Genomic DNA, 17626 nt, shown 5'->3' on the forward strand with positions numbered 1-17626 from the left:
ACGTGATGGCACAAATCAAAACAGTTGGTTTCATTGGAATCGGTGTAATGGGACATAGTATGGCAGGACATTTAATGGATGCAGGATATGAGGTTCTCGTGTATACAAGAACGAAAACGAAGGCAGACGCATTGATTCAAAAAGGCGCTTCATGGAAGTCAACAGTGAAGGAAATCGCAGAAAGTGCGGATGCTGTCATCACTATGGTCGGGTATCCATCAGATGTGGAAGAGATCTATTTAGGGGAAGAAGGGCTCGTGACACATGCTGCTCCTGGTACTTATCTCATTGATATGACCACATCGAAGCCTCAGCTTGCAAAAGAAATTGAAATGAAAGCGAAGGAAAGAGGCCTTTTTGCGTTAGATGCACCGGTATCAGGTGGTGACGTAGGGGCGAAGAATGGTACGCTGGCCATTATGATTGGCGGAGAAAGGTCAGCCTATGAAGCTTGTCTGCCTCTATTTGAGCAGATGGGTGAGAACATTCAATATCAAGGGGCTGCAGGAAGCGGTCAGCATACAAAAATGTGTAACCAAATTGCCATCGCAGCAGGCATGGTAGGTGTCGCAGAGGCAATGGCCTATGCCGAAAAATCAGGTCTTGATCCAGAGCAGGTGCTCAAAAGCATCACAACAGGAGCTGCAGGAAGCTGGTCCTTGTCAAACCTTGCGCCAAGAATGCTGAAAGGTGATTTCGAGCCAGGATTTTATGTGAAGCATTTTATCAAGGATATGGGCATTGCACTTGAAGAAGCAGAGCTGATGGGAGAAGAGATGCCAGGCCTCTCACTTGCAAAGTCACTTTATGAAAAGCTCAGCGAACAGGGCGAAGAAAACAGTGGAACGCAGAGTATTTATAAATTATGGGTAAAATAAAAAGCCTGTCCCTCGGTGGGACAGGCTTTCAGCGTGTAGACAAACTTTCGCATTCGGTGTCAGTCCTGCGTGCCGGTGCTCACGAATGTCAAATTCGCTCCGCTCCGGTACTCGTTCTTCCTAGACTTCAAGGGTTTTCATATCACGCTGAAAAGAAGACAAAGGGCTAAAATAAAGTTCATTTTAGCCCTTTGTCAACAATCTAAAATCCTGTCCCTCGGTGGGACAGGATTTTTCATATTATTTTCCGATGAATTGCTGCGTCCAGTAGTTGCCATCTTTCACATAACCAACACCGATATGTGTATAGTTTTTGTTTAAAATGTTCGCTCTGTGACCTTCACTGTTCATCCAAGCTGTTACAACTTCTTGAGGTGACCTTTGACCTTGGGCAATGTTTTCACCTGCTGTTTTGTAAGTGATACCGAATTGCTTCATTTGATCAAATGGAGATCCGTAAGTTGGGCTTGTATGAGAGAAATAGTTTTTATCTTTCATATCTTGAGATTTTGCGCGCGCAGATTTGCTTAATTTTGAATCAACAGAAAGTGCCTTTAATCCTTGTTTTGCACGCTCTTTATTTGTCAGCTCAACCACTTCTTTTTCAAATGCATTTAAGCTGCTGTCTGCTTTCGCTGCAGTTGTGTCTTTTTGGTCAGCTTTTGTGCTGTTATTGTTGTTTGTGTTTTGTTTCGCTGGAGTGCTTGGTTTAGAAGCAGTTGGTTTTTTCACTGATTCTTGTTTTTGTTCATTTTTTGCTTTGTTTACTTCTTTCACCACTTTTGTACCAGTAACAGGTTGACCGCTTTTGATCAGCTTGTTTAATAGAGCTTCGATCTCTTTTTGGTTAGACTTGCTTAGCTTGTTTACATCTGAAGAGATATGTAATTTTGCAGCTAATGTATGAAGATCAATGGCTTGATGCTGTACGTGTATGACTTGTTTCAGGTTAAGCTCCTTTGCATCAGCTGAATGTCCTCCAGTGAACGTAATCAATGCAGCAGCTGTTAGCGCTGAAAAAAAGAATGATTTCTTCTTCATTTTGTAACTCCTCCTAAAATCTTTGTTTTGTTTTCTCACAGAAAATCATAACATAGACTTTTTGTTATAAACGTACCAGCATCCTCCATTGACAAAGCGTGTTTGTCATTTTTGTTAAAGTCATAGAAAGAGCCTCTTCATATCAAAGGATAGGGAATTCTTCCACTTAATGAAAACGACATAAACATACCAATATTTTAAAGTGTTAGTATATTTTTTTGCAGAATAGGGATTGACAGCTTTTTTTCACTTGTTTCGCTGTAACAACTATTACAAAAGTGTTACAATAATGAGTGGTAATTGTAAAAGATTGAAAGGATGAGAGGAGCTACATAAGTGGGAGAGAAACAGCATCAAGGTGCTGCCGAGCAGAAAAAAATCAAGCGCCGGAACGCCTGGAGGATTAATCTCTTTTTCTTCGCTGTATTTAGTTTATTTGCTGTACTTGTGATCAAGCTCGGTGTGCTGCAGATCGTCAATGGTGAGGATTATAAAAAGCAAGCCAATCGAACAGAGGTCAAAACAGCATCATACCCGTCTCCAAGAGGAAAAATGTATGACGCGAGAGGAAGAGTCGTCGTTGATAACGAAAGTGTACCTGCGATCGTTTATACATCAGAAAGCGGTGTGAAAGCGGAGGATAAGATTAAGGTAGCAAGAAAACTTGCGACTTATATAGAAATGGATACTGATTTTTTGAGAGAGCGAGACATTCGAGATTTTTGGCTGGCCAGCCACCCGAAAGAAGCCGATAAGCTGATTTCAAAAGCAGAAAAAAAGGACATCAATGCGAAAGATGTCTATCCGCTTCAAGTGGAGCGTGTGCCAAAGAAAGAAGTAAAGGCCATTGAAAACGATACAACCGAAAAAGCAGTTGCAGCGATCTACCGAAGATTTACAGGCGGCTATGCCTTTGAGCCTCAAATTGTGAAAGCAATGGACCCAAACGAAGAGAAAAAAGGGGACGAAAAAGTTGCTTTACTCGATGAAACAAAAGAATCAAAGCAGACATCATCAGTGAGCTTGACATACGAAGAAATTTCACTTGTGTCAGAGCACCTTGATGAACTGCCTGGCGTGAATGTCATCAATGACTGGACAAGAAAATATCCGTATGAAAAGACCCTTTATAATGTACTTGGCGGTGTGACCACACCAGAGCAAGGAATCATGAAAGAGCGTGAAGATTACTATATGGCAAGAGGCTACTCGCGAAATGACCGGGTAGGGAAAAGCTATTTAGAATATCAATACGAGGATTTCTTAAATCCAGAAAAAGCAACCGTTCAATATACACAAGTTGGCGGGAAGCTGCTTGATGAAATCAAGCGGACAGAGGGACGAAGAGGACTTGACCTTGCGCTGACATTTGATATGGAGCTGCAAAAGGAAGTCGACAAGATCGTCGAATCAGAGCTTAGATCCGCTAGTGCAAGAAACTATATGATGGACCGGGCATTTGTTGTCATGATGGATCCTAACACAGGCGACATTCTCGCCATGTCAGGAAAGAAAATGGACGGCAGAGATGTCACAGATTATGCCATTGGAAACTTTACAACGCAATATGAGATGGGCTCTGTCGTGAAAGGAGCCACTGTACTATCTGGTTATCAAGACGGGATGTCACACAATCAATCCTATATGGATACACCGCTCTACTTTGCAGGGAGTGGGGGGAAACCGAAAAGGTCTTACAAAGTTCTTGGGTGGGTTAACGACCTTCAGGCGCTTCAAAAAAGCTCAAACGTCTATATGTTCCAAGTAGCGATGAGGATGGCAGGCATCACCTATCAAAAGGATGGTCCTCTGCCAGCAAGACCTGAGCATTTACAAAAAATGAGAAATTATTATGCGCAATTCGGTCTTGGCGTGAAAACAGGGATCGACCTGCCGCAGGAATCAAGCGGAATGCAGACGCATCCTAAGACGGTCGGCGGGCTCTTGCTTGATGAAGCAATTGGTCAGTATGACACGTATACGCCGCTTCAAGTCGCACAATACATGTCGACAATCGCAAATGGAGGCAACCGTGTTCAGCCAAGAGTGGTGAAAAGCGTTCACCTTCCAACGAATAAGGAAGAAGTAGGACCGGTTGTGAAAAAATATGAGCCGAAGGTGCTGAACACCATCAACAACTCAAAAGCAGATATTGACCGCGTGAAAATGGGACTGAAAATGGTCACATCAGCTGGCGGGACTGCCGCTGGCCGGTTTGGTCAGCATGATGTAGCAGGAAAAACAGGCACGGCCCAAACCTTTTACTATGGCGCCAACCGCAGCTGGTGGGGAAATGCCACGTACAATTTAACCTTTGGCGGATATTATCCTTCTTCTAATCCAAAGGTGGCTTTTAGTGTCGTGACCCCTTATGTCACAGATAAAGATCCTGTCATTAAAACGATCCCGAGTAAAATTGTTGATAAGTACGTTGAATTACAAAAGAAATACGAAAAGCAATAAACAGCAGAGAGCACAGCAAGAGAATGTGCTCTTTTTTGCTGAAAATATGGACGTTTCACTCGATTATGGAAGGAAAATATGGGTTTTCTAGCGAATCTTTTTTATACATCAATCTAAGGACAACCCTAAAAAAATAAAAGGAGGGTCGGACGACGATGGAACAAAAAATGAAAGATTCGAATCAGCTGTATTCGAATATTGATTTACATGCCGTTCTTTCTTCTAATGGCCGCTTTCTCTACATTTCTTCCAACTGTAAGCAGCTTTTGCTCTATGAACAAAAGGATGTACTAGGGTGTTTTTTGAAAGACTTTGTTCATAACGAAGATCAATTTCTCGTCGAAAGTTATTTCTACAATCAGCACATGCTAGAGATTTGCCACTTTAGACTGCTAAGAAGTGATCTTACAGCTGTTTGGATTGAAGCAAGCATTGATTTTGTTGCTTGTGATGGTTTAGACAACGAATTAGGTAGAGAAATGATCCTGAAAATGAGGGTGCTGGACTCTGAGCCTCAAAAAGCAGCATTTCAAACAACATCAGAAGTGTCAGAACAGTCGTTAGGCAGTCTACCGGCTTTCCAAAATGTCAGTGAAGCTGAAAAATTGATTGCCATGCTGCCAAATCCGTTATGTATTACGGCACTTGGGAAAATTGTTTATGCGAACGATGCGATGCTGCAATTAATGGGGGTATGCACAAGAGATGACATGATCGGCAAGTCCGCGTTTGATTTTATTGCCGAGGAATACCACGACATTGTGAGAAACCGAATTACAAGGCTGCAGCAAGGCCTTCCAGTCGGAATGATTGAGCAAGAATGGAAGAGGAAAGATGGAAGCAGCATTCACATTGAAGTAAAGTCATCGCCTACGATCTATCAAAATCAGCGGGCAGAGCTTTTGCTCTTAGTGGACATCTCATCCCGTAAAAAATTCCAAACGGTCCTTCAAAAAAGCAGAGAGCGGTATCAGCTGCTTATCCAAAATTCAATTGATACGATTGCGGTCATCCATGATCATAAATGGGTGTTTATGAATGAATCGGGCATTAAATTATTTGAAGCCGAACATTACGATAAGTTAATAGGAAAGGATATCTTTCATCAAATCCATTCTTGTGATCAGCAAAAAGTCAAAAAGAGCTTGTCGCGTATTATTGAAAGATCATCAGATTCTGAGATTGTCACGATGAGCTGCCATACGTTTAAGCACAAGCTGATTTATACAGAAATGGTTTGTATCCCAACAACATTCTTTGGAGAAACAGCCGTTCAAATTATTTTAAGAGATATATCCGAACGAAAGCAGACAGAAGAACTGATGCTGCGCTCTGAAAAATTATCGATTGCAGGCCAATTGGCGGCGGGCATTGCACATGAAATAAGGAATCCATTGACGGCCATCAAAGGCTTTTTGCAGCTCATTAAACCGAAAACAAAAGATCGTGATCAATATTTCGACATTGTTTTCTCTGAGCTGAGCCGGATTGAGGTTATATTAAGTGAGTTGTTAATGCTCGCGAAGCCGCAGCAAACTGCATTGATGCAGACGCTTGATTTGAAAAAAATCATCAGCGAAGTCACGGCTTTGTTAGAAACACAGGCCAACTTAAATGGAATTTTAATGAACACAAATGAGATTGAGGAGGATCTCCTGATGAACGGGGATCAAAATCAGCTCAAGCAGGTGTTTATCAATTTAATCAAAAATGCTGTAGAATCCATGCCGGACGGAGGAAAGGTAGACATTACGGCCAAAGCAGAAAGAGATGGGATACTCGTCACCATTAGAGACGAAGGGGTCGGCATTCCTGAATCAGTCATGAAGCGAATAGGAGAGCCCTTTTTAACCACAAAAGAAAAGGGCACCGGACTCGGCCTTATGGTGACATTTAATATTTTAGAAAATCACAACGGGACGATCCGTGTCGACAGTCAGCCTGAGAAGGGCACCGTGTTTCACATCATGTTTCCTGCAAAATAAAAACAACGGCAAGAGAGCCGTTGTTTCATCCGTCTGTTGAATGTATTGAACGTTTTTCAAGTATAAATTGTTCTAGGCGGTCAAGTCCTTCTTTCAGCGTTTCAAGTGAATATGCATAGGAAAGGCGCACATACCCCTCGCCTAATGGAGAGAAAGCAGAGCCAGGTACGACAGCAAGTCTTGTACTTTCTAACAGCTCCATGCAAAAATCAAATGAACTCATCCCAAACGATTCAATGGATGGAAAAATATAAAAAGCGCCAGAAGGTTTAATGACCGGAAGCCCCATAGAAATGAGCCGATCATATACATAATCGAGTCTCTTCTTATATTGCTCTCTCATGATGAGTGCATCATCCACACCATTTGTCACGGCTTCAAGTGCCGCCTTTTGTGAGACAGCCGAGGCACAAGACACGTTATATTGATGTACTTTTAATACATGTTTAGCAATTGGAGCTGAAGCAAATAAAAAGCCTATTCTCCATCCGGTCATGCTATGAGATTTTGACAGTCCGTTGATCACAATGGTCTGTTCCTTTAGGAAAGAGGCAATTGAATGATGCGGCCGATCAAATGTCAGCTCACTATAAATTTCGTCGGATAAAATAAAGATGTCCTTTCCTTCAAGCAGCTGGGCAATTTCTTTCAATTCTTCTTCTGAAAGTGTGACACCTGTTGGGTTTGAAGGGTAAGGAAGGACAACACACTTTGTCTTTTCCGTTAATGCATCCTCAATCAGCTTGGCATTTAATTTAAAGCCAGCATTCGTTGTGTCGATATGTACGGGCGCCGCGCCGCACATTCGAATGATCGGTTCATAGCCAGGGTAAACAGGTCCAGGTAAAATGACCTCATCACCCTCAGTCAAAATGGTTCGAAACGCAGCATCAATTGCTTGACTTGCACCTGTTGTGACAATGATTTCTGACTCTGCATCATAATCAAGATTCACTTTCTTCTTGATGTAATGTTGGATCGCTTGTCTTAGCTCTAGGAAACCAGCATTATGAGTATATGAGGTGAAATTCTCGTCAATGGCTGCTTTAGCAGCTGTTTTAACATGATGCGGCGTATAAAAATCGGGCTGACCTATAGTCAATGAAACGACATCCTCATATGACGATACGAGATTTGAAAATGTTCGAATGCCTGAAATTTCAATATCCTTTACTCTTGGATTCAGCAAATGCTCCATTTCTCATCACCTTAAAAAATTTATGTTTTTATCCTATTTTACCATTCACTGCATAAATGTCACCTGCGGAAGGGCACTGGATATCGTTATGTGTAGTCTATTCTCCTATCCATCACAGCATGAGTGATATATTGAAGAAAGAGCAACATTTATTATAGCGTAACCTGCTCGGAAAATACAGGCTGTGATGAAGATGGTTAGAAAACGGTAAAACCGCGTAAAATGAAAGAACGTGAGAATGAAGTCATGGGAATGGCTTTCACAGACATACGATCTCCTGAAGGAGGACGATAGATGGAACAATCAGCGAAGACGTCGAAAATAGCGTTTCTATCCGTGATGAGTAACACATTTGTTGTGATCCTAAAAATCATTGTGGGGCTGTTAACTGGATCTGTTGCTGTTTTATCAGAAGCCATTCATTCCTTTCTCGATTTAATGGCATCTTTTTTTGCATTTATCTCTGTTCGTATTTCAAGAAAGCCAGCAGATTCAAAACATCCTTATGGACATGGAAAAGTCGAAAATATTTCTGGAACCATTGAGACCCTGTTGATCTTTGTTGCTGGCATTTGGATCATATACGAATGTGTTCACAAATTAATGCATCCAGAGCCTGTCAAGCTGCCTGTACTTGGCATTGTGGTCATGCTGTTAGGCGCGCTCATCAATTTTGTTGTATCAAGAGTTGTGAACAAAGAGGGAGAGCGAGTACATTCTGTCGCCATGAAATCGAATGCGCTGCATCTGTTAACCGATGTTTATACGTCATTAGGGGTGGCATTCAGTTTATTGCTTGTGGCATTAACAGATTGGTATTTCCTTGATCCGATCATTGGTATGGTTCTGGCCCTCTTTATTATGCGTGAAGCGTTTAAACTCATGAAGGAAGCCTTCCCGCCGCTTGTAGACGCCCGGTTAACACCGGAGGAAGAACAATCGATAGAAGCTATCATTCAAGCATTCAGCCAAGAATTTATTGAATACCATGACTTTCGAACAAGACGGTCTGGTGCAGAAGAATATATTGATTTCCATTTGATTGTGGATGGAAAAACAACCATTGAAGATGTTCACCAATTATGTGATCGAATTGAAGAGAAGATTCAGCGTGAATTCCCGCATGCGCAAATCTTTATTCATGTGGAACCTGAAAGTGAAAGAAGTTCATAAACGTAAAAAAGGCGATCAACCTACCCTCAGGTTGTATCGCCTTTTTTTACGCTTCATCTATGAAATGAAATCAATATCCATAAGCAGTATCGTAATCTTCATACCAAGAGATATAAGCTGCGTCTTCATTTGACAAACCATGCTTCATGTCTAAAAAATCAGCTTCGCAAATATCTTCAATCACAGTCATTTCATTGTTCTTTAATAGTACGACAGTTCCCATCATGAACACCTTTCTTTAAAAAATCCTTGACTATTTTACCATGTGAAGCGCGATTGTCAACAGAAGAATCGAAACAAGACGAAAATATCACAAAATGTTAAAAAATCAGGAGGTAAAAGAACTAGAAGTGCCATGATTTTCACAAATTTTCAGTATTTATTCACATAAATCATTCATGACACACTGATCTAAAATAAATGTAAAAGTGTAAAGCTCCATTGATCTTGCTATATTCATAAGATATAATAACGAATGATTATAAGAAATTTATAGAAAACATACATAATAAAGGAGAAATAGGATGGAAACAAACATCACAGAACCACACATTCAAGAAAAGGAGCATCCTGAGCTAGCAGGCGTGGGCTATCGTTTTCTTGCTCACCTTTTGGACGGTGTCATTATCAGTGTTCCGTATGCCTTCATCATGTTTATTTTGGCGACACTCTTTTTTGTCTCAAGCCCAGAGGCAGCATTGATGCTAGGGGATGACAGCTATTACTACTCTACAACTGTCATGACGGATGAAGAATGGGCTGTCATTATGGGACTTATCTTTTTCTACGTAGGAGCGATCTTGATCGGTATCGTGGTGACATGGCTTTATTACACCATCATGGAATCATCAAAACTGCAAGGAACTCTTGGCAAAATGGCTCTTGGGATCAAAGTGACAAAAGTAACGGGCGAAAAAGTAACATTCGGACGAGCGACAGGCCGCTTTTTTGCAAAAGGCTTTTTGTCTCCAATCTTATGTATTGGCTACATCATTGCTTTTTTCACAGAGAAAAAACAAGCACTTCACGATTTGATTGCAAGTACCATTGTAGTGAAGAAATAATGAAAAAAAGCACCTCTGCTAGTATAGTAAGGGGTGCTTTTTGCATAGATCGCTTGTATGGAAGAGGGCAACGCCACATAAAGTAGAAAGATAGTGAAAATTCAGGCAGGGAAGGGAGACAATATATTGAGAACAGGAAAAAAGACCGTACAGAAAAAAGGGGCAGGCTTCGGGCTGTTTTTGACAGCACCTGTTTTGGCCTGGGCACTATATGATTTTGCAAATACGATATTTTCATCAAATATGATCACCATTTTCTTCCCGTTTTACTTGCAGGAAACGATCGGGGACAGTGCGAGAATGGATCAGATCGCCAGTACCTTTATTTCTTATGCAAACGCACTAGCCAGCTTTTTCCTCGTGATTTTTACACCTTTATACGGTGTGCTAATCGATCGTACAGGAAAGAAGAAGCACTACATCACGGTGTTTACCCTGATATGTATTGCTTGTACATTTTTGATGGGGATCTTTGCTGGAATTGATTTCTCAAGCGAATGGTTTGGGCTGCCTGTCTCCTTATTAGTGGTGGTCACCTTGTTTGTGATTGCAAAATTTTTCTATCATTCTAGTCTTGTTTTTTATGACACCATGTTGCCCGATCTTGGGACAAAGGATGAAATACCTCTTATTTCTGGATTTGGCATCGCCGTTGGCTATTTAGGAACACTTGTCGGCCTCTCTGTTTATTTACTTGTCGGCAATGACCAGTTTCATGAAGCGTTTATCCCGACAGCACTTTTATTCTTTCTCTTTTTTCTGCCCTTTCTCTTTTTTGTAAAAGATCCTCATCCGCTGCCTCAGCAAGAGAAAAAGACGTCTTTTTTCAGCGGGTATAAAGAGATTATTCGCACGTTTAAAGATATGAAGCAATACAAGCCAGCTTTTATCTTTATGATCGCTTTCTTTTTTATGAATGATGCTTTACAGACAGCGATTGCGATGATGGCCGTTTATGCCAAAATCATCATTGGCTTTACCGCAGGGCAATTTATTTTACTTTATCTTGTATCAACCATTTCAAGTATCATTGGGTCTTTTCTATTTGGATATATCACAAAAGCCATCGGGGCAAAACGCTCGATTACAGTCGTATATGTCATTTTAATCGTTGCGCTGATTCTGGCTGTGACAGCTTCAACCGAATGGGTTTTCTGGGTAGCTGGCAGTTTATTTGGGATCTCACTTGGCGCGAGCTGGGGGGCATCACGGATCTTGATTATTGAGCTGACACCGAAAGAAAAACGCGGACAGTTTTTTGGTCTCTTTGCCTTCTCAGGGAAGGTGTCTTCAATTGTCGGACCCATCATTTATGGCTCAGTCACACTGCTATTTGCAGAGCACGGAAATCTCGCAAGCCGCCTTGCACTAGGGTCTTTACTCATCCTTGCAGCGATAGGACTTGTGATTCATCAATTCGTACGAGAGAAAGCGTAAAGAAACGTCAACTTTTTACCCATGCTGCCGATATAAAAAGTACAATCTTATATAGAAGAATAGAGGGATTTCCGTGGCTTTAAACAAACAAGAAATTTTACTTGACTCTGGTACAAATGAATTGGAAATTGTGAAGTTTGAAATTGGTTCAAATCAATTCGGCATTAACGTGATGAAAGTAAGAGAAATCATTCAGCCAGTTGAGGTGACGGTTGTACCGCACTCTCACCAAGACGTAGAAGGTATGATTAGTTTACGAGGCGAGGTTTTACCAGTCATCAATCTATTTTCTTTTTTTAATGTCGAGTCAGATCAGTCCGAACAAGAGAAGTATATCGTGACTGAATTCAACCAACGGAAATTTGTGTTCCATACAGGAACGGTTTCACAAATTCACCGCGTCAGCTGGGAAGAGATTGAAAAGCCAACTGCACTCAATCAAGGCATGGACCGTCATTTAACAGGCATTATTAAGCTTGATGGGAAAATGATTTTCCTTCCAGATTACGAAAAAATCATTTATGATATTGAATCCGCTTCTGGAGTAGAAACGTATCATATGTTTGACGGTGAGAAAGACGAGAGAAGAACAGGGAAGAAGCTGTATGTTGTTGAAGATTCTCCGCTGCTCATGCGTCTATTAACGAATGAATTAACTGAAGCAGGCTATAAAAACATTGTGACCTTTGAAGATGGCAAACAAGCATATGATCATATCATGGATCTTGTCAGCAAAGGAATCAGTGTGACAGAAGAAATTGATATGATGATTACAGATATCGAAATGCCCAAAATGGATGGTCATCGATTAACAAAACTGCTAAAGGAAAACCCTTTAACGAGTTCCATTCCGATTCTGATCTTCTCTTCGTTAATCACTGAAGATTTGCGGCATAAAGGAGAAACGATCGGTGCAGATGATCAAATTAGTAAACCAGAAATTCATCAGCTCATTGAAAAGGTTGATCACTTTATTATCTAAAGAAAAAACCACTCGGCCTGAGTGGTTTTCAGCGTGTAGACAAACCCTTGCATTCTTTGTCAGGTCTGCGCGCCGGTGCTCACGAATGTCAAATTCGCTCCGCTCCGGTGCTCGTCCTTCCTAGACTTCAAAGGTTTTCAATCACGCTGAAAAGAAGACAAAGGGCTAAAATAAAGTTCATTTTAGCCCTTTGTCAACAATCTGAAAACCACTCGGCCTGAGTGGTTTTTTTCTGTTTAAAAATAACTTTCCCCGAGTCGTTTGAAGACGGGTTTCGTATAATGTGATTTTTGTTTTGTGGCGGCAGGTTTTTCTTTTAAACCAACATACGTTTGAAGGATTTGTTTTGCTCGGTTTAATGACATATTCGCCTTCGGATTGCGATATGATTGATTTAAATTTCCTAAGTGTGGCAAAAATTCGAAGTCTTCTTTAGTTGGTGGCAGATGAAAATAATAATCTCCAATTTCAATCAGCACGTCGGACTGTTGTTGACTATATTTGGGATTGTTAGAGAAATGTAGGCCCACTTTTCTTCCTTTACCTTCTTGTAATAGTTTTTGCAGCGCACGTTTTTTCAAAAGATAAAGAAACTTGGGATTTGGTGCGGTTTTAGCATGGCGGTTAACAGTATAAATGGCTTTTGCGATGTTTTCTGCTGTAGGTTCTATGTCTTTAGTATGAGCATAATCGTCCATTTTTTCTCTCCTTTGTCTTTCGTCTTCCTGTGCTTAGTATAAATTATACGTTTTTATTGGTAAATTGCAAATAGAGTTATTGTAAAAAGCGATAGGACTCCATCGCTTCTATTTACAATAGTCATTCATGATGATGTTGAAACGTGGTTGAATTAGAAGAGGGCAGAATTGCCTCCTTCTTATCAAAAACACCACCATACATCCGTCTTCATGTCTCATCTAGCCGTGCCAGCTGGAAAGAATGCGGCTCTTTTCATTTTCTATATGCTAAAGGTGTCGTATTTTTATATTCTTTTAAAATACATAAAAATAGCTTGTGCTGTTGAAGCCTACTTGGTAGGTGATTTCTTTAAAATATCTTTGAAGTATCTGCAGCATTCATAGCGGCTGAGCTTTCCTGTATGAGCGATATCTTGAAGAAGCACTTTTTCTTGATCATGCTGATGAATCCATTTGAGCATCTGTTTCATACGTTCATTTTTATTGTGTTTACTAGCATCATGTTTCATTTGAAAGCCAATTGAGTTCTGCCAGAGTTTCATCGATTCATCGTTGAATGGTTTGAACACATTGAAAGATATGTGTTGGTCACTGGTCTTTTAGGTTGAAAAGAATATACGGTGTTTGACTCACTTGCATATAAGGATGAACGAACGTGGTGAATAGTTCATTGGCTGTGATGAAGCTAGGAGAAACGTTTAAACAAACATAAGTACATGTTGTTCCATTCGCGTCTTTTGCCATGTGTAAGCAGCCACTGTTGATAAATACACCGTCTCCTTGCTTAATAGATAAAGTGTCTTCATTGATGTGAAATTCAGCCTCGCCCTCTAAAATAAAGACAAATTGGAACTCGTCATGCCAGTGGAGAGGGATAGGGACAGCTTGTAATGTATATATTCATGGCACTGTATCAGCCTAAAAAATAGAAGAAGGGTGAGGGTTCATAGTAGGAGCAAAAGAGAAACAATTGGGAGTTGTTATAAGAACTGATGGAAATGAAATATATATAAAGTGAACTATTAGATCTTGATAACTACCTATTTAAATAAATGGGTAGTTTCTCAATTTGTATTTCTTTCCTATGTGGAGTCATGATTACGTCTGAAACCTTTACCATATGCTAGACAACAAAGTCGAACATATGGCTTAAAAAATGGACTATTTTGTATGACTAGAATAAGCGCAATAAAAACAACCATTAAAATCAGTGTCATTCGTCATTTTTTTGGCTTCTTCAATGGCGCTTTCACCATTCATGTGCAGACCAATCAATGTACGGCTTGCAGCATCTCCTAGAAACGCACAATCTTCTGTATGTACAACATACTGTCCGTGATCATCTTTTGAATGAATAAAGTAATAACTTTTTAGCATACCCCTCACCTCCAACTTGACTATCCTACTATAAAACTTCCAATAATGTAAAGAATTTTTATTGGAATTGTTACATTTTTATACATATATCTGTTATTTAAAAAAACAAAAAAGAAAGGATGATCATCTAAATGAACCTTTATAATGAATATGAGATTAAGTTCAATGGGTGTATATGATAAAAGAAAGGAATGTGCATATTGAAAGACATTTTAGCTCCTTTATTCATTGCTTTGGTCGTTGGAGGGATTGTGTATGTGATAGACGATCAACCAATTCACCCTCTCCTTCTCTTCCTCATTTTGTTTATGAGTATTTATGCAGTCGACAGAATCGTTGATTTTGCTTCAAATCGGTTCAATCAACAGAAAAAATAAACGTCCTTTGACACGAAGGTCAATTAAGCCATGAAAAAAAAGACTTTCTCAAAAAGAAAGCCTTTTTAGAGGTTCATTTATTGAACTCCCTGGCCTTTTAATTCACGCTGCACGTCTAAGTCGGCAGCTTCTCTGCTGAACTTTGGCAGTGTAATGAAGTAAAAAAGGAAGACGAGTAAAATAATCATGCCCATTCCGTAATAAATATATGAAATATTCGTCACGAGCTTTGGAAATAGTACCGCAATCAAACCTAACGTCATTGATTGGGCAAACATGGTGAGCGGATCAACCCATCCTGACACACGTCCCATCAGACGAGGGTGGACGATTCTTGGCAACCAGCCGCCAATGACAATGTTGATTGGACCGATGCATGTTCCAATGACAAATGATGTGACATAAAATAACCACAATGTATGAGTAGAACCAAGTACAAAAATGAGAATGCCTGCAATAAGAATCGGAATCGACATGAGATATTGCATTTTCACCTTTTTAGCGAGAACAGAGCCAATTGCGCTTCCAACAAGAAGCCCTGCACCGATCGCGATCGTAAAGAATGATGTATGCAATTCAAAGTGATCTGGTGAAAGACCATATTTCATTGTAAACATTGGAAGGACTGCAAATGCGCCATTGACAAGACCGAAAACGAAGAAGCCAAAAATTAAGGAAGCCAGTAATTTATTTTTTAAAATATAAATAATGCCTTCTTTAAAATCCTTAAGAGATGTTTTAATGGTCATACTTCTCCAGCCTGCTTGTCCATTTGGCTGACGCGCTTCCATTGGAATGTTACAGGAACGAATCAGGATGCCGGAAATAATAAAACTGATCAAATCGATCGTAATGGCACCATGAAGCCCAATGGTTTTATACATAATAGCACCGATTCCAACACCAAACACCATAAATAAACTAAACAGCATTTGATTTAAGCCAGCGGCTTTTGCATATTGATCTTTATTTAAAATCGCCTGTACGAGAGATGCTTCAGCTGGATAGAAGAACTTCGTAATGGCACTTCGTATAAACAAGATCAAGAAAATAAGTGGAAGTGAATTAAAATAAATGACGATAAATAAAACAATCGTCAGCCCAGCTCGTATCCAATCACAATTCTCTGCAACTTTTTTACGATCAAAACGGTCTGCGACCACACCGACCATAAAAAAGACAAAGATAGTAGGGAGTGAATACATTAGCTCTGCCAAAGTGGCGTAGGCGGGCTGATGACTAAAATGGTCAAGCAAATAAAAGGCAAACGCCATATTGCCTACTGTTGTCCCCATTTGCGAGGCAAGTGCTGCAAAAAAGAGACGAACAAAATTTCTGTTTTTAAAAATATCCATAAATACGCTCCTTAACCTGAAGATCCCACTTTATATCTTATAAAATTTTAACCATTTATACAATTGATTTCTCCTACTGGCTAATGGTCACAGGTGTTCCGTTGGGAACGAGTGAAGCAAGTTCGATGACATCCCGATTATACATGCGAATGCACCCTCTAGAAACAGCTTTACCAATTGAAGACGGGTTATTCGTACCGTGAATACCGTAATGAATTTTCGAAAGGCTCAGCCAATAGGCGCCAAAGGGACCTCCTGGGTTTGGCTGTCTGTTGACAATATAATAAGAACCTGTCGGTGTCATATTTAATATCTTTCCTGTTGCAATCGGGTACGAACGAATGAGCTGTGATCCAGAAAACAAAACGAGACGTTTCGTTGAAATCGAAACAGAGATGCGGTAAGGGATCGTGGTAGGATCCGGCAACCCAGGAATGATGATGACCTCATTTTGTTCTGGCTCGCGAGACTGAAGTGACGGATTTGCAGCCTTTAAGGCATCTGTCGTTGTTCGAAAATCCAGCGCTATAGAAGCAAGTGTTTCTCCACTTTTCACCGTGTATCGCAGCATCAAAGGACACTCCTTTTACTCAAATAAAAGAAGCCATAATGTCCGTCACCAGATATACTATATGGACGGAATCAGGCCCACTAAGGTTTCTCCTAACATTTGTCATGAGAAATATCTTTAATTATACAGATGCAAGATAGGGCGGTTTGGCTTCTGTTTATACGCGAGATGTGAAAGTGAAAAAGGTTAATTCAGGTTTGGCTAAAAATCGAAGCGGCAGTCTTGTTGTCCCGAGCCCGCGGTTGACATAGATGCGGTGCTGATAGCTGCCGTATAAACCTTCTACATATGTATGGCCATAAGGTGCTGTGAGAATTGGTCCATAAAAAGGAAGCTGTATTTGACCGCCATGCGTATGCCCAGATAGCTGTAAGTTAATGGGCGCTTGTTTCAGCTCCAGTGCAGCATCAGGCTCATGTACGAGCAGTAAAGTAAATAAATCAGAGGATACTTCCCGTTTGATGAGGTCGTAATCTGGCACGCTCATCATGAGGTCATCCAGTGTAGCGATCTGAATGTGCGCCCCTTCTTTTTCTAAAAGAAACACATCATTTTTACATAATGTAAATCCACAAGCTTCCATCGTTTTCTCATAAAGCTCCACGCCAAATGGTCCGTAGTCATGGTTTCCGCATATCGCCAGCTTACCAAACGGAGCATTCAGCTTAGTCAAATAAGCTTTTGCTTTTTCATGTTCTTCAATAGATGCCTGAAAATCAACAAGGTCACCTGTGAACACAATGAGGTCTGGAGATTCAGCATTGATTTTCTGGACGACGGCTTCTAGATCCTTAGCAGGAAATGTATCACTTAAATGAACATCACTAAATTGGGCAATTTTAAACTGGTCAAATGAAGCTGGAAGCTGAGCATCTTGAATGGTCAGTGACACGGCATCGAGCATGTGCGGCTCGATGTATCTGGCATAGCCATATCCACATGTTGTAGCCAAAAAGCCGAGAATACTCGCACCAGCTGCTCCTTTTAAAAACTGTCTGCGGGTAAGTTGCTTCATATAAGACTCCTT

Annotated in this window: 18 protein-coding genes; 8 read left to right on the forward strand and 10 right to left on the reverse strand. The window is 40.5% G+C overall.

Annotation, left to right across the window (positions count from 1 at the left end):
- Nucleotides 1-5: 5 nt before the first annotated feature.
- Nucleotides 6-878, forward strand: coding sequence for an NAD(P)-dependent oxidoreductase (locus ACSLGF_RS08640; RefSeq protein WP_456004367.1), 873 nt, complete (start codon nt 6-8; stop codon nt 876-878).
- A 240-nt stretch (nt 879-1118) separates the two neighbouring features.
- On the opposite strand, the gene ACSLGF_RS08645 is transcribed toward ACSLGF_RS08640, so the two are convergent.
- The gene (locus ACSLGF_RS08645; protein WP_099728673.1) at nt 1119-1919 is read right to left on the reverse strand and encodes a CAP domain-containing protein; all 801 of its coding nucleotides are present in this window, start codon (nt 1917-1919) and stop codon (nt 1119-1121) included.
- A 336-nt stretch (nt 1920-2255) separates the two neighbouring features.
- Between ACSLGF_RS08645 and ACSLGF_RS08650 the strand changes: the two genes are divergently transcribed.
- The gene (locus tag ACSLGF_RS08650) at nt 2256-4382 is read left to right on the forward strand and encodes a peptidoglycan D,D-transpeptidase FtsI family protein (protein ID WP_456004371.1); all 2127 of its coding nucleotides are present in this window, start codon (nt 2256-2258) and stop codon (nt 4380-4382) included.
- 155 nt (nt 4383-4537) lie between these two features.
- The gene (locus ACSLGF_RS08655; protein WP_456004374.1) at nt 4538-6367 is read left to right on the forward strand and encodes a PAS domain-containing protein; all 1830 of its coding nucleotides are present in this window, start codon (nt 4538-4540) and stop codon (nt 6365-6367) included.
- Nucleotides 6368-6392: 25 nt separating this feature from the next.
- Here the strand turns inward: ACSLGF_RS08655 and ACSLGF_RS08660 are convergent, their stop codons facing one another.
- Entirely contained in the window at nt 6393-7565 is a 1173-nt protein-coding gene (locus ACSLGF_RS08660; RefSeq protein ID WP_456004377.1) for an aminotransferase A, read from the reverse strand.
- Nucleotides 7566-7859: 294 nt separating this feature from the next.
- Between ACSLGF_RS08660 and ACSLGF_RS08665 the strand changes: the two genes are divergently transcribed.
- Nucleotides 7860-8738, forward strand: coding sequence for a cation diffusion facilitator family transporter (locus ACSLGF_RS08665; protein WP_456004380.1), 879 nt, complete (start codon nt 7860-7862; stop codon nt 8736-8738).
- 70 nt (nt 8739-8808) lie between these two features.
- On the opposite strand, the gene ACSLGF_RS08670 is transcribed toward ACSLGF_RS08665, so the two are convergent.
- Complete coding sequence (locus ACSLGF_RS08670; RefSeq protein WP_017367142.1) at nt 8809-8961, reverse strand: hypothetical protein; 153 nt, start codon at nt 8959-8961, stop codon at nt 8809-8811.
- A 301-nt stretch (nt 8962-9262) separates the two neighbouring features.
- Here ACSLGF_RS08670 and ACSLGF_RS08675 point away from each other — a divergent pair, with 301 nt between their 5' ends.
- The 3 genes from ACSLGF_RS08675 (at nt 9263) to ACSLGF_RS08685 (ending at nt 12221) form a co-directional block, all read left to right on the forward strand.
- On the forward strand, nt 9263-9802 hold the full coding sequence (locus tag ACSLGF_RS08675; protein WP_456004383.1) for an RDD family protein: 540 nt from the start codon (nt 9263-9265) through the stop codon (nt 9800-9802).
- 126 nt (nt 9803-9928) lie between these two features.
- Nucleotides 9929-11239 (forward strand): MFS transporter, encoded by a 1311-nt coding sequence (locus ACSLGF_RS08680; protein ID WP_456004386.1) that lies wholly within the window; start codon nt 9929-9931, stop codon nt 11237-11239.
- Between the two features lie 73 nt (nt 11240-11312).
- Nucleotides 11313-12221, forward strand: a complete 909-nt coding sequence (locus ACSLGF_RS08685) for a chemotaxis protein CheW (RefSeq protein WP_456004390.1) — start codon at nt 11313-11315, stop codon at nt 12219-12221.
- 236 nt (nt 12222-12457) lie between these two features.
- On the opposite strand, the gene ACSLGF_RS08690 is transcribed toward ACSLGF_RS08685, so the two are convergent.
- The 4 genes from ACSLGF_RS08690 to ACSLGF_RS08705 all read right to left on the reverse strand — a co-directional run bounded on the left by ACSLGF_RS08690 (nt 12458) and on the right by ACSLGF_RS08705 (nt 14296).
- A complete protein-coding gene (locus ACSLGF_RS08690; RefSeq protein WP_008356877.1) occupies nt 12458-12919 on the reverse strand; it encodes a YkyB family protein in 462 nt (153 codons plus the stop codon).
- A 329-nt stretch (nt 12920-13248) separates the two neighbouring features.
- Complete coding sequence (locus ACSLGF_RS08695; RefSeq protein ID WP_456004393.1) at nt 13249-13461, reverse strand: hypothetical protein; 213 nt, start codon at nt 13459-13461, stop codon at nt 13249-13251.
- Between the two features lie 46 nt (nt 13462-13507).
- Nucleotides 13508-13819, reverse strand: coding sequence for a cupin domain-containing protein (locus tag ACSLGF_RS08700; protein ID WP_456004482.1), 312 nt, complete (start codon nt 13817-13819; stop codon nt 13508-13510).
- A gap of 261 nt (nt 13820-14080) precedes the next feature.
- Nucleotides 14081-14296 (reverse strand): hypothetical protein, encoded by a 216-nt coding sequence (locus tag ACSLGF_RS08705; RefSeq protein WP_456004396.1) that lies wholly within the window; start codon nt 14294-14296, stop codon nt 14081-14083.
- A gap of 191 nt (nt 14297-14487) precedes the next feature.
- On the opposite strand from ACSLGF_RS08705, the gene ACSLGF_RS08710 reads away from it, so the two are divergent.
- Nucleotides 14488-14673, forward strand: coding sequence for a hypothetical protein (locus ACSLGF_RS08710; protein WP_456004398.1), 186 nt, complete (start codon nt 14488-14490; stop codon nt 14671-14673).
- A gap of 77 nt (nt 14674-14750) precedes the next feature.
- Here the strand turns inward: ACSLGF_RS08710 and ACSLGF_RS08715 are convergent, their stop codons facing one another.
- The 3 genes from ACSLGF_RS08715 to ACSLGF_RS08725 all read right to left on the reverse strand — a co-directional run bounded on the left by ACSLGF_RS08715 (nt 14751) and on the right by ACSLGF_RS08725 (nt 17614).
- The gene (locus tag ACSLGF_RS08715) at nt 14751-16028 is read right to left on the reverse strand and encodes an MFS transporter (RefSeq protein WP_456004400.1); all 1278 of its coding nucleotides are present in this window, start codon (nt 16026-16028) and stop codon (nt 14751-14753) included.
- A 73-nt stretch (nt 16029-16101) separates the two neighbouring features.
- A complete protein-coding gene (locus tag ACSLGF_RS08720; protein WP_456004402.1) occupies nt 16102-16599 on the reverse strand; it encodes a L,D-transpeptidase family protein in 498 nt (165 codons plus the stop codon).
- Between the two features lie 157 nt (nt 16600-16756).
- Entirely contained in the window at nt 16757-17614 is an 858-nt protein-coding gene (locus tag ACSLGF_RS08725) for a metallophosphoesterase (RefSeq protein WP_230031166.1), read from the reverse strand.
- Between the last annotated feature and the right edge of the window lie 12 nt (nt 17615-17626).

Source organism: Bacillus sp. A015, from assembly GCF_053851875.1.